Here is a 12,837-nt window from a genome sequence, read left to right as displayed (position 1 = left end):
ACGATAGACACACTATTCAAAGCTACGTTGGACGCCTTGCGCCGCGCTGCACGTCGAGCCCACGCCCCCCGCGGCAAACCGGGCCATCGGCTCCGGGCGGCAGCTTGACCGACGCCGTCCTAAGGAGTCTTGATGTGCAGAGAATAGGCGCTACGTCTTCACAGACGAGCAGCAGCAATCCAGCGATCGATAACGCCGTCGCGCAGCATGTGGGCGGCAACGCGGCGCGTGCCGCGACATCGTCCGTCTTCGAGAATCTGCGGCCCCGCGCGGATCGCACCGAGGGCGAATCCGGTTCCCAGATCGCGCAACCGGCGATCGGCCGTGCGCGTCTACCGCTCGCCGGATATTTGTATGCGCGAGCATCCATTCGAAGAACGATCGATGCGCAAGACGCCGCCTCGCTGATCGACGGGCAAGACACGCTGACGGAAACCAGGGCGATCCTCGGCAAAGGGCGCGGCAACGTCATCGACGACAACCGAAAAACGAATTTCGTGGCGGTGGGCCGCTCGCAGGCCGCACTCGTTGGGCAGCGCGCGCTGCAATCGGTGCTCCAGAGCCGTAGCAAAGACCCGGCCGGCGTGCGCCTATCGAATACGCTGCCGCAAGAAGAGATCACTGGCCTGACTGGGGATGCCCCAGGCCGTGTCGCCGCCATGGGTTCCTACATGGCGCTCGCCGCCGGCTCCATCGTGAACGAAAGCGGATACTGCGACGCTCATGCCTATGTGTCGCTGGTCCAGCATGCGCCAAAAGTGGGCGCACGAGAGATGCTGACGATCGTCGGGGCCTATTCGCCGTTTCCACATACGTGGGCGAACGTCGAACGAAGGCGCGGCGCAGGACAACAGGTGATTCTCGACTCATGGGCGGAGGGGCCCGCAATACTTGCCGAAGACTCTCGTCGTCAGGGGCCGCATGTCGCGTCGAATTCGCCGCCTACGCAGGACGGCAGCCCGTCTCAGCCGGTCGTCATAGGCGATGTCACGCTGGACCTTGCCCTGACCCAGGCGAGCGCCCGGTTGTTTGCGAGCGGCGTCGGGAAGATGGCGAATGCGATGCAAAACGATCGGCGAATCATGCGGACGTTCGAAGATACCGCGCGGCGTATGACATCGAAATGGGTCCGCTTAGCGTCGCGACCCGGCGTAAGCCTCGAGACAATCCGCGGGGCTTATTCCCCGATGTCGGTACTCAGCCATGTATTCGTTCAAGCCGTAAGGGACGCGCAAACGCGGCCCGGGCGTGCGACGGATCAGCCGGCATCGATCATGGCGGATGTCCGTGCGGCAGGCGTCGCGAGGCACTTCGGATTGGGCATTCGTGCGGCGACGCGCGATACGACGATCGCGGAGGTCAAGGAGGCGTCGGAAACGCTGCTCGCTTCCGGCTGGCGCCCGGTTCGCTGACGAACCGCAATGTTCGCCTCGTGGCGGCGAAGCAATCCGTCGCGCAAATTAGGGTTCGTTCATGTCGAACACTGACTCAGGCTACCGAACGATGGCTGACGATTCCTGCGTGGAGAGAACGGAGAAATATCGCGTCCAGATGAGCGATGGGCGCCTGTTTCTGCATTTGGCGAACGACGAGAACGGCGCGATGACGGTCATGGAACTCGCGCAGCCGAACGATCTTCCCGCTCTCTACGCGCGAAAGATGTTGCTGCCGCTGGCCTTCATCCCCTCAGCGACTGACGTGTTGCTGATCGGACTCGGCGGAGGCCAGCAGGCCAAATTCATTCACCGATACCTGCCCGAGCTGCGAACGATTGGATTGGAGATAGACGCAGAAGTGGTCGAACTCGCGCGCACGCATTTCGGGCTTCCCCCTGACGACGATCGATTGCGTGTAGTGGTCCAGGATGGCGCCGACTTTGTTCGAAACCATGGCGACGAACAGTGCGACTTGATTCTGTCGGACGCGTTCGGCGAGGGCTACCGCCCGGTCGATGCGTTGCACACGCCGGACTTTTACCGGGAATGTCACCGAATCTTGCGCCCGGGCGGTGTGATGACGGTGAACGTCTACGAGCCGACCGCCGAGTGGGCCGCTCGATTCATGTCGACTGTATCGAGCGTCTTCACATGCAGAAAATTCATTGCGATTTCGCCCGTCCAAGGCGTGATGGCACTTTGGAAAGGCCGCCCCGACCTCGATTGGGACGCGATCGGCGATCGAGCAGCGCGGTTGGACAGCAAAACCGGGCTCGGCTTTTCGGCATTTGTCGATGACTTGAAAAACGAGTGAACCGTTTGCCGGGTATCATCGCGCTCACCGTTGCCACGTATCGCCATCTGCCCGGGTGACGTTCTCCATCTCTTTTCATCCAACCTCGATGAAGCTAGCCGATCTGTCCACTCCCGCATTCCTCGAAGATCCCTACCCGCTCTACACAACACTGCGTGAACAGGCCCCGTTCGTACGCGTCGCACCGAACGCGTTGATGACCGGGCGCTATGGCATTGTCGATGCGCTGCTGCAAAACAGGTCGATGGGCAAGAGCTATTTGGAAAGTGTCCGCGTGCGTTATGGCGACGATGGTCCGAATATGCCGCTGTTTCAGGGCGTCGGCAGGATGTTCTTAATGCTCAATCCGCCGGCGCACACGCGCGTGCGAGCGCTGATGATGAAGGCATTCAACGCGCGACAGGTCGAAACGATGCGCGAACTGGCGCTCGCCACGGCCCATGAACTGGTCGACGGATTCGCTCCGCGCAAACAAGCCGACCTCGTAGCCCAATTCGCCTTTCCGCTTCCGCTGCTCATCATCTGCCGGATGCTCGATATCCCCGTGGAAGAAGCAACGGCGCTCGGCGCTACGGTCGGAAAAGTGGCGAAGGTCTTCGATCCCGCGCCGATGAATGCCGAAGCGCTGGCCCAGACAAGTGCCGCTTATGACGAACTCGCACGGTATTTCGGTCAAACCACCGAAGCCCGCCGCATGCGCCCCGGCAGCGATCTGATCTCCATGCTGCTGCGCGTCGAAGAAGCGGGCGACACGCTGACCCACGACGAAATCGTCTCCAACGTCATCCTGCTGTTCATCGCCGGCCACGAAACGACGTCGAACATGATCGGCAACGCGTTGATCGCGCTGCATCGCAATCCGCAGCAGCTCGATTTGCTTAAGCGGCATCCGGAGAAAATGCCGAATGCCGTGCTCGAATGCACGCGTTATGACGGCTCCGTCCAGATGACCATGCGTACTGCCATGGAGGATGTGGAAGTAGAAGGTGAGACGGTGCCGCGCGGAACGATGGTGTTCTTGATGTTGGGTGCCGCCAACCGCGATCCCGATCAGTTCGACGAGCCCGATCGCCTGGATATCGAGCGACAACAAGGACGCGCCCAGACGTTCGGCGCAGGCATCCATCATTGCCTCGGATACCGCCTGGCGCTGATCGAACTCGAATCCGCACTCGGCGCATTGCTCGAACGGTTGCCGAATCTTCGGCTACCCGAGCTGAGCCGGTTGAATTGGAACCAGCGCGGCAACCTACGGGGCGTCACCGCTTTGGCGGCGGTTTGGTAGCCCCGAGCCACGGGATTCAGCCTCAACCTCGCATCAGGCAAGCGGCGCGGCAAAGTCCATGCCCCGCCGCCGGTTCGTCCCTCGTTAAAACTGATGCACGATACCCGTGCGGAACATCAACTGCCGACGGGTCGTCGACGCATCCGCAATCGAGAAATCGAAGATGTCGGCTTGTTTTGCATCCCCGGCCGCTTGCTGCAACGCTCCCATCGCATACAACGTAGTGCGCTTGGACAGGGCATAGCTGCCCATCAACGAAAATTGATGGTATTTGGGCTTGCTGCCGTTGTAATTCACCCTGCCATCGGTATAGGCGTATGCCGCGCCCAACGTCGTGCTCGGCGTGAGGCTGTACTTGCCCCATACCTCGTAGTTGCTGAACGTCACGGAGCTCGTCGTGCCGTTCGCATCCTCGAATTTCGTGTTGGTATAGTCGACGCCCGCCGTTGCCGCGCCCAGCGTGTAGTTCGCACCCACGCCGATGATCCGCTCGTTGTGCGGGTGACCGACGTAGCTGAACGGACCGCTGGCGCCGATCGCGGCGCCTGTCGTGTTGCCGATGAAATCGCCGTCCGTAAAGAGGCTCGCCGGATTCTTCGCGTAGAAGTACGCCGCGCCCGCGTTGAAGCCGGCGTGCGCATAGCTCGCACCCACGCTCCACATGCCCGTCGTCCCCACGCCCGGGGCGTTCGAGTTGGTAAACGAATACATGCCGCCGAAAGTAAAGCCCGCGATCGAGGGGCTCGCATACTTGATCGCGTTGTCGACGCGGAACGAGTTATCCGTATTGTCGATATCGCCGCCCCGTACGAATGGACCACCGAATTGGCCCACCGCCGTCACCGGCTGAACGTAGTCGACGACCGAGTCGTACTGGCGGCCAAGCGTCACCGTACCCAGCCCCTGCTTGGAAAGCCCGACATAGGCTTGCCGCCCGAACTCGCGGCCGCCCTGTCGCATCTGCCCGTTCTCCAGGCTGAACCCCGCTTCGAGCTTGAAGATCGCACTCAAGCCATTGCCCAGATCTTCGCTTCCTTTCAGGCCCCAGCGGCTGCCGTACATGCCGTCGTAAGTCCCATCGCGCATGCGCCAGAGCGAATGGCCCCCGCTGTTGTTCACATAGTCGATGCCCTCATCGATGACACCGTAAAGCGTCACCGAGGATTGCGCGGCGGCCATGCCCGGCAAACATCCCAGTCCCGCGCAGATACTACTTAGGACTACTAATTTATTAATACGAATCGATTTCATCGAAGTCTCCAAGTTCTCCACCATGTTTTTGCTGAACGTCTACGACACTACAGCTACCGCCACTTCTTTTTTTGCCGACGCCGATCGACGCGCCCCCGCGTCCCGGCGTCCCGATCAAACAGCCATGCACAGATATTTGATGACGACGTAGTCGTCGATGCCGTAGTGCGACCCCTCACGGCCGAGCCCCGATTGCTTCACGCCGCCGAACGGCGCGACTTCGTTCGAAATCAGGCCCGTGTTGATACCGACCATCCCGTATTCGAGCGCCTCGGCCACGCGCCAGACTCGGCCGATATCGCGGCTGTAGAAATAGGCGGCAAGACCGAACTCCGTATCGTTGGCCAGGCGTATGACTTCTTCATCGGATGAAAACCGGAAGAGCGGCGCGAGCGGCCCGAACGTCTCCTCTTTCGCCACGGCCATCCCCGCAGCCACATCGGTCAACACCGTCGGCTCGAAAAAGCCATGACCGAGCGAGTGCCGTTTGCCGCCGGTAATAAGGCGTGCGCCCTTGGCGAGCGCGTCCGCAATGTGGGACTCCACCTTCTCGAGCGCTGCCTCGTTGATCAACGGACCCAGCGCGACGCCGCTTTCCGTCCCGCGTCCGACCTTCAGGTTGTTGACCGCGGTTGCGAGCTTGTCCGTGAATGCGTCGTAGACACGCTCATGCACATAAAAGCGATTGGTGCAGACGCAGGTCTGTCCGTTGTTGCGGTATTTCGACGCGATTGCACCCTCGACGGCGGCGTCGAGATCGGCGTCGTCGAATACGATGAACGGTGCGTTCCCGCCAAGTTCGAGCGTGACTTTCTTCACGGTCGGCGCGCTCTGTGCCATCAGCAACCGCCCCACGGCCGTGGAACCGGTGAACGACAGCTTCCGAACGATGGGGTTGCGCGTCATCTCTGCGCCAATCGCCCTCGGCTCGCCGGTGACGACGCTCAGCACACCCTTGGGCAGGCCGGCGCGCTCGGCGAGTACCGCCATGGCGAGCGCCGAAAAAGGCGTCGCCTCCGCCGGCTTGACGACGATCGGACATCCCGCCGCGAGCGCGGGCCCGACCTTGCGCGTGATCATCGCGGCAGGGAAGTTCCAGGGCGTAATGGCGGCACACACGCCGATGGGCTCCTTCACGACGACGAGACGCTTGTCGGCAGCAGGCGTAGCCAGCGTGTCGCCGGCCACGCGCTTGCCCTCCTCCGCAAACCATTCGAGGAACGAAGCCGCATAGGCAATCTCGCCTTTGGCCTCGGCCAGCGGCTTGCCCTGTTCTGTCGTCAGAATCAGCGCGAGGTCGTCGCTGTGCTCGATCATGAGTTCGTACCAGCGGCGCAGCACGACCGCACGCTCTTTGGCCGTTTTCTTTCGCCAGCCGGCCCATGCCGCCTGAGCGGCGTCGATCGCGCGTGCTGTTTCCGCCGCACCCATGTTCGGAACCGTACCCAGCGAGCCGCCCGTTGCGGGATCGAACACCTCCAATGTCCCGCCCGAATCGGCCGCCCGCCATTCGCCCGCCACGTAAGCCTGATGCCGCAGCAGCGAGACATCCTTCAACGCTTCCTTCAGTTCCATGAATGGTTCCTATCCTTCGCACATGAGTTGTTCGTGGCCCTGCCGCAAAAGCTGCTCGGCGATGGCGGCCACACGCGCCACATGGGCCATCGCCGCATCGCGAGCGCGCTGCGGGTCGCGTGCGCGGATCGCGTCGAGTATCCGATTCATTTCCTCCACGGCCTGCCGGCCGCGGTCGTCGGAGGCGATCGTCATCGCACGCAAGCGGTTGATCCGCGCATTCAACGTCTGCACGATTTCCCACGCGACGGTTCGGTCGCCGCCATGAAACATTTGTTCGTAGAACGTCGTGGTGAATTCGCGCACCGCCGCATAGTCATGGCTCTCGAACGCCAGCCCGATGTTCGCGATGCACTGCGCGAGCCGCGATGTCACGCCCTCATCGGCATGCCGCGCGCATTCCATCGCGGCGTCGCCTTCCAGCAGCGCGCGAATCTCGTAGATTTGCGCCGCCGTGTCCGAATCGAGCATGGCCACGATCGGTCCTTGATTCGGAATCGAGTCGACGAGCCCCTCGGCCTCCAGATGCCGCAGCACCTCTCGCACCACCGTGCGGCTCACACCGAGCTCCTCGCACAGCGAGCGCTCGACGAGCCGCTCGCCAGGCACGAAGTGCGCATCGAGGATCGCAGTGCGTATCTTTTTCAGCGCGAGTTCGCGCAGCGTCGTGGTCCGCCGCTCGACTTTCAGCGAAGGAAGCGCGTCACTCATTCCATTCACGCCTGCGCAAACAGCCGAACATCGCGCGCCTCCCAATCGACGAGCGCTCGATTGCCGATCGACAATCCAAGCTCATGACGGTGGCTCGCCGGCATCCGAATGGATATCTCCTGCTGCCACGGCGTCGCCACCGCGTAGTGCATCGCATCGCCGAGATAGGTGATGTCGCGTACCGTTACCGGCAACCCCGCCGCTGCGTCAGGGCTTTGCAGTGCGCGAATGCGCATTTGCTCGGGGCGGATCATCAACGTACCTTCCTCGCCCGCCGCAAGCCGGTGCCCGACGCTGCCGGCCGTCACCGCATGGCCGTTCGGAAATACGCCGCTCGCACTGCTGTCGCCTGTCGACGTTACGCGCACCGGCAGGAAATTCGAGTTGCCGATGAAACCCGCGACGAAACGCGATGCGGGGTTGGCATACAGCTCCTCGCCGGTACCGACCTGCTCGATTCGCCCTTTGTCGAATACCGCGATACGGTCGGAAAGACGCAGCGCCTCCTCCTGGTCGTGCGTCACGTAAAGAATCGTGACGCCCGTCTCCTGATGGATGCGGCGCAGTTCGAGTTGAATCTCCTCGCGCAGCTTCTTGTCCAGCGCGGAGAGCGGCTCGTCCATCAGCAGCACGGGCGGGTCGTACGCCAGCGCCCGCGCAATCGCGACGCGTTGCTGTTGACCGCCGGACAGTTGCGCAGGCATGCGCTCGCGACACTCCGACAGATGCACGAGCTCGAGCATCTGATCGACCTTCGCTTTCACCTCGCGCTCGGGGCGGCCGCGTACGCGCAACGGGAACGCGACGTTCTCGCCCACGCTCAAATGCGGGAACAGCGTATAGCGCTGAAACACCATGCCGATATTGCGCTTGTTCGGCGCAACGGACAGCAACGGCTTGCCGTCGAGCAGCACGCGGCCCTCGCTCGGCTCCTGGAAGCCCGCGACGATGTAGAGCGTCGTACTCTTGCCCGAGCCCGAGGGCCCGAGGAACGTCATGAATTCGCCCTTGCGCACATCGAGCGAGACTTGATCGATGGCGACGACATCGTCGTATGTTTTACGCAGGCGCTGGATTTGCAAGAATGCAGCAGTCATGGCTCATCCACCTCTTTATCGGGCGCGGCGCACTACCGCGCCCGCCAACATCAATACCGTCGTCAGACCGACGAGCAGCGAAGACGCCGCTGCCACGACCGGTGTCAGGTCCTGTCGCAACGTGGTCCAGATTCGCACCGGCAGCGTCTGCAACGTGGGGCTCGCCATGAAGATCGAAACGACCACCTCATCCCACGATGCGAGGAACGAGAAGATCGCGGCGGCGAAAAGACCGAGTTTGATCGCGGGCAGCGTCACGCGCAGCTTCACTTCGAGCGGCGATGCGCCGCAGATCAGTGCGGCATCTTCGAGCGCCGTATCGAAGCTCGCTAGCGAATTGCTGATCGAAATGATCGAGAACGGCAGCGCGATGATCAAATGACCGATCACGAAACCCGTCATCGTGCCGTTCAGCCCGATGCGCAACGTGAATGCGTACAACGCCACTGCGAGGACGACGACGGGCAGCACCATCGGCGTGAGAAAGAACGCCTGCAGTGCACCCCGCCCACGAAACTTGCCGCGGACCAGCGCAAGCGAGGCGAGCAAACCGATCGCGACGGACAGCGCCGTCACGATGACTGCCAGCTCCGCGCTCGTCAGCAGCGAACTGAGCCACCCCGAGTCGGTGAAGAGCTGGCGATACCACTGCAAGGTCCAGCCTGGCGGCGGAAAGATCAGCCATTGAGAATCGCCGAACGACAACGCGACGATGAACGCGATGGGCAGCAGCAAAAAGATGGCGACTGCTCCGCCGATGGCCGTCAGTACCCAGCGCAGTGCGCCCAGGCGGTCGAAATCTAGAAGCATGTCATTCTCCCAGTCCCGCGCGTGCACCGCCTGTGAAGCGCAGTTGCAGCCCGTAGAGCCCGAGCGTCACCGCGAGCAGCACCAGTGCCGCAGCACCGGCAAGCCCCCAGTTCAGCAGTTCCTGCACGAGCTGCGCGATGAGTTCCGCCAGCATCATGTACGAGGGTCCGCCCAGTAGCGCCGGTGTGACGAAATAGCCGAGCGCCATGACGAACACCATCAGAGCCCCCGATGCAACGCCCGGCATCGCGAGCGGCACCAGTACGCGCCAGAACGCCTGCCAGCGGCTCGCACCGCAGATCGCCGCCGCGCGCAGCGTCGACGCATCGATACTGCGCAACGTGGCATGCAGCGGCATGACGAGGAACGGCAGCATGATGTAGGTCATGCCGATCGTCACGCCGATCAGGTTGTTGACCAGCGCCAGCGGCTCGCTGATCAACCCGAGTGCCATCAGCACCCGGTTGATCGGCCCCGTCGCTTGCAGCAGCACCATCCATGCGAACGTGCGCGCAAGCAGATTGGTCCACATCGAGAGCAGCAAAATGGCGAACAGCACCGAGCTCACCCTGCGCGGCGCGATGGCCAGCAACCACGCAGTCGGGAATCCGATCGCGACGGTCACCGCGGTCACCACCGTCGCAACGAGGAACGTATTGCCGAATACGCGCAGGTACGTCGTCGAGCCGAGGAGCTGCGCGTAGTTGTGCAGACCGGGAGTCGGTTCGAGCACGCTGCGCAACAGCAGAGACAGCACCGGCAGCAAAAAGAAAATCACGAGCAGCAGCAGCGCAGGCGTCAGCAGACGGAGGCTGCGCCAATCGCGCCGCCGACGCGCGGGCGTCGTCGCCGGATGCGCAACGGTACTCAAAACGTTAGGCATGTTGACTCCCAATCGAGACTTCCAAGCGCTCGCGCAGGCCTACTTCGATTGCCACGCGTACCATCGCTTGGCAATGGCGTCGCGGTTCTCGGCCCAGTACTTCATATCGAGATCGATCTGCGAGGACTTGTACTGGTCCGGCAGCGTCTTGGCGACGGCGGCGGGCATCAACGCGGGCGCTTTCACGTTGATCGGCGCGTAGCCCGTATCCGCCGCGAACTTGGCCTGCGCCTGAGCGCTCGTCGCGGCGGCGAGGTACTTCATCGCCTCGGCACGATGCTTGGCGCCTTTCGGGATCACGAGCATGTCGGCAGCCGTCAGGTTCTGATTCCACGAGATGCCGACGGGTACGCCCGTCTGTTCGAGCGCATGCAGACGACCGTTCCAGAACATGCCGATGGGCGCCTCCCCGGATGCGAGCAACTGCTGCGACTGCGCGCCGCCGCTCCACCAGACGATGCTGCTCTTGATCGTGTCGAGCTTCTTGAACGCGCGGTCGAGATCGAGCGGATAGAGCTTGTTCGGCGGCACGCCATCGGCAAGCAACGCAATTTCGAGCACGCCCGGAGCGGACCATTTATAAAGCGTGCGCTTGCCGGGGAAGCGCTTCGTATCGAACAGATCGGCCCACGTGGACGGTTGGGCCCCCGTGAACTTCGACTTGTTGTAGCCGAGCACGAACGAATAGTAGAAACTCCCGACGGCGTCCGGGGAGGTAAAGCGCGGATCGAGATCGTCTTTCTTGACGACGGAAAAGTCGATCGGCTCGATGAGCCCCGCTTTTTGCGCGGCATAGGCGAAATCGCCTTCCACGTCGACAACGTCCCAATTCACGTTGCCGCTATCGACCATTGCCTTGAGCTTGCCGTAGTCGGTGGGACCGTCCATCAGCACGTTGATGCCCGTGGCCTTCGTGAACGGCTGCGCCCAGTCCTTTTCCTGGGAGGACTGCGTCGTGCCGCCCCAGCTCGTGAATACGATCGGGTCGGCCGCACGCACGCTGGCCGTCATGAGGGCCGCCGCGCATGCGATCGTCGCTGCCGTGAAAAAAACGCTCCTGCTGCTCATGCTTGTCTCCTGTCGAATGGAGCGAGTGCTGGAGCACTGACTCCGATCCCATAGTTTTTGAATCGTCTAACCGCGATACCGCCAAATCCCATCGACGCTCATTGAAGCGGCGAGAAAGACGCCGGCTTCATGATCTTGCTTTCCATCTCTTCCATCAGCGCCTGAATCTTCGGCGCGAAGGCGCGCCAGGCCGCGTCCTCGGCGAGCGCGGCCCGCCGGCGTTCACGTTCGTCCAGGCTCGGGTACGCCCAGATGTGAACGATCTGATTCAGCGGTCCGATCTCCGAGTAGAAATAGCCGACCAGTTGGCCCAGATAGCGCCTCTGCAGTTCGATGCCCTCCTCCTCGACGAGCTTCAGATAAGCAGGCACGGCTCCCGTCTTGATGCGATACGTGCGAACTTCATAAAACATGCGTTTCTCCCCCTTTCTCTCAACGCATCACGAACGGATCGGCGATCGGCTCGTCCGACGTGCGAATCCAGACGGACTTCGTACGCGTGTACTCGAGCACGGCTTCGAGGCCGCCCTCGCGTCCGAGACCGCTGAGGCCATAACCGCCGAACGGCACGATCGGTGACACCGCGCGGTATGTATTGACCCATACGATGCCCGCGCGCAACGCGCGGGTCAGCCGATGCGCGCGCGTGAGGTCCCGCGTGAACACACCCGATGCGAGCCCATAGCGCGTATCGTTCGCGAGCGCAATGGCTTCGGCTTCGGTATCGAACGTCACGACGCTGAGCACCGGGCCGAAGAGTTCTTCCATGACGCTGGGCACCTGCGCATGCGGACAATCGACGATCGTCGGCAGAAAGTAATGGCCATCGTCGAAACCCGCCGGCCGCGAGCCCCCGACTACGACGCGGCCGCCGGCCTCGACGCTCGCGAGCAACACTTGCTCGATGTGGTCCAGTTGCCGACGCGTCGCGAGCGGTCCCATCTCGGTTGCCGTATCCAGCGGGTCGCCGATCCGGATCGTGCGTGCGCGAGCGATCAAGCGCTCGACGAGCGCATCGTGAATGCCGCGTTGCACGAGGAGGCGCGAACCGGCCACGCAGCTTTGCCCCGTCGCCGCGAAAATGCCTGCGACGACGGCATTGCAGGTGCTGTCGAGATCGGCATCGTCGAACACCAGCACGGGCGACTTGCCGCCCAGTTCGAGCGACATGGCCGCGAGGTTGTCGGCCGAATTGCGCACGACGTGGCGCGCGGTTTCAGGTCCACCCGTGAATGCGATGCGCGAGACGAGCGGATGGCTCGTCAGCGTGCGCCCGCATTCGTTGCCGAAGCCGGTCACGACGTTGACGACGCCATTTGGAAAGCCGGCTTCATGCACGAGCCGCGCAAATTCGAGCAACGGCGCCGGGCCGTCTTCGGACGCCTTGAGTACGACCGTGCAGCCGGCGGCGAGCGCGGGCCCGACCTTGACAGCCGAGAGGAACAGTTGCGAATTCCACGGAACGATCGCCGCGACGACGCCGACGGGCTCGCGCCGCAGCGTCACTTCCATATCGGGTTTATCGACGGGGAGCCAGGCGCCCTGAATCTTGTCGGCCACGCCGGCGTAGTAACGGTAGTATTCGGCGACGTAACCGATCTGGCTTCGCGTTTCGCGGATGATTTTGCCGGTGTCGCGCGTTTCGAGTTCTGCAAGGCGCGGCGCGTGCTGTTCGATCAGCTCGGCGAGCCGGTACAAAAGCTTGCCGCGCGCGCTCGCCGTGAGATTGGCCCATGCCGGATCGTTGAGCGCACGATGCGCGGCATGCACCGCACGGTCCACGTCCTGCGCGCTCGCCGCCGGCATCTGCGCCCAGACGCGGCTTGACGACGGATCGATGCTGTCGAAATGCTCGGCGGCATCCTCGAACGCGCCGTCGATGTACTGCTGAAACCGTTGAGACATGT

General features: G+C 62.7%; 12 protein-coding genes. 3 read left to right on the top strand and 9 right to left on the bottom strand.

Translation table 11 applies throughout. The features are described from left to right. Positions 1–134: 134 nt before the first annotated feature. From ACR9ZC_RS00735 to ACR9ZC_RS00725, 3 genes are all read left to right on the top strand, one after another. Positions 135–1,412 carry a hypothetical protein gene (locus ACR9ZC_RS00735; RefSeq protein WP_481578713.1) on the top strand — a complete coding sequence of 426 codons (1,278 nt, stop codon included), beginning with the start codon at positions 135–137 and terminating at the stop codon, positions 1,410–1,412. A gap of 91 nt (positions 1,413–1,503) precedes the next feature. Further along, the gene (locus ACR9ZC_RS00730) at positions 1,504–2,250 is read left to right on the top strand and encodes a spermine/spermidine synthase domain-containing protein (protein WP_481578712.1); all 747 of its coding nucleotides are present in this window, start codon (positions 1,504–1,506) and stop codon (positions 2,248–2,250) included. 88 nt (positions 2,251–2,338) lie between these two features. After that, on the top strand, positions 2,339–3,535 hold the full coding sequence (locus ACR9ZC_RS00725) for a cytochrome P450 (protein ID WP_481578711.1): 1,197 nt from the start codon (positions 2,339–2,341) through the stop codon (positions 3,533–3,535). Between the two features lie 84 nt (positions 3,536–3,619). On the opposite strand, the gene ACR9ZC_RS00720 is transcribed toward ACR9ZC_RS00725, so the two are convergent. The 9 genes from ACR9ZC_RS00720 to ACR9ZC_RS00680 all read right to left on the bottom strand — a co-directional run bounded on the left by ACR9ZC_RS00720 (position 3,620) and on the right by ACR9ZC_RS00680 (position 12,835). Next, on the bottom strand, positions 3,620–4,786 hold the full coding sequence (locus ACR9ZC_RS00720; protein ID WP_481578710.1) for a porin: 1,167 nt from the start codon (positions 4,784–4,786) through the stop codon (positions 3,620–3,622). A gap of 114 nt (positions 4,787–4,900) precedes the next feature. Next, complete coding sequence (locus ACR9ZC_RS00715; protein ID WP_481578709.1) at positions 4,901–6,361, bottom strand: NAD-dependent succinate-semialdehyde dehydrogenase; 1,461 nt, start codon at positions 6,359–6,361, stop codon at positions 4,901–4,903. A gap of 9 nt (positions 6,362–6,370) precedes the next feature. Next, positions 6,371–7,072 carry a GntR family transcriptional regulator gene (locus ACR9ZC_RS00710; RefSeq protein WP_481578708.1) on the bottom strand — a complete coding sequence of 234 codons (702 nt, stop codon included), beginning with the start codon at positions 7,070–7,072 and terminating at the stop codon, positions 6,371–6,373. A 5-nt stretch (positions 7,073–7,077) separates the two neighbouring features. Further along, positions 7,078–8,169: an ABC transporter ATP-binding protein gene (locus ACR9ZC_RS00705; protein WP_481578707.1), complete on the bottom strand. Its 1,092-nt coding sequence runs from the start codon at positions 8,167–8,169 to the stop codon at positions 7,078–7,080. Positions 8,170–8,184: 15 nt separating this feature from the next. Continuing rightward, positions 8,185–8,979 carry an ABC transporter permease gene (locus tag ACR9ZC_RS00700; protein WP_481578706.1) on the bottom strand — a complete coding sequence of 265 codons (795 nt, stop codon included), beginning with the start codon at positions 8,977–8,979 and terminating at the stop codon, positions 8,185–8,187. Between the two features lies 1 nt (position 8,980). Continuing rightward, positions 8,981–9,862 (bottom strand): ABC transporter permease, encoded by an 882-nt coding sequence (locus ACR9ZC_RS00695; protein ID WP_481578705.1) that lies wholly within the window; start codon positions 9,860–9,862, stop codon positions 8,981–8,983. A 39-nt stretch (positions 9,863–9,901) separates the two neighbouring features. Then, entirely contained in the window at positions 9,902–10,930 is a 1,029-nt protein-coding gene (locus ACR9ZC_RS00690) for an ABC transporter substrate-binding protein (RefSeq protein ID WP_481578704.1), read from the bottom strand. A gap of 98 nt (positions 10,931–11,028) precedes the next feature. Then, on the bottom strand, positions 11,029–11,343 hold the full coding sequence (locus ACR9ZC_RS00685) for an NIPSNAP family protein (protein WP_331568646.1): 315 nt from the start codon (positions 11,341–11,343) through the stop codon (positions 11,029–11,031). Between the two features lie 19 nt (positions 11,344–11,362). Continuing rightward, positions 11,363–12,835 (bottom strand): aldehyde dehydrogenase, encoded by a 1,473-nt coding sequence (locus ACR9ZC_RS00680; RefSeq protein ID WP_481578703.1) that lies wholly within the window; start codon positions 12,833–12,835, stop codon positions 11,363–11,365. Between the last annotated feature and the right edge of the window lie 2 nt (positions 12,836–12,837).

It is taken from the genome of Trinickia sp. HAY1-2D (genome assembly GCF_056754935.1).
The sequence above is the reverse complement of the archived record's forward strand: the minus strand, read 5'-3'. Positions and strand labels throughout refer to the sequence as shown.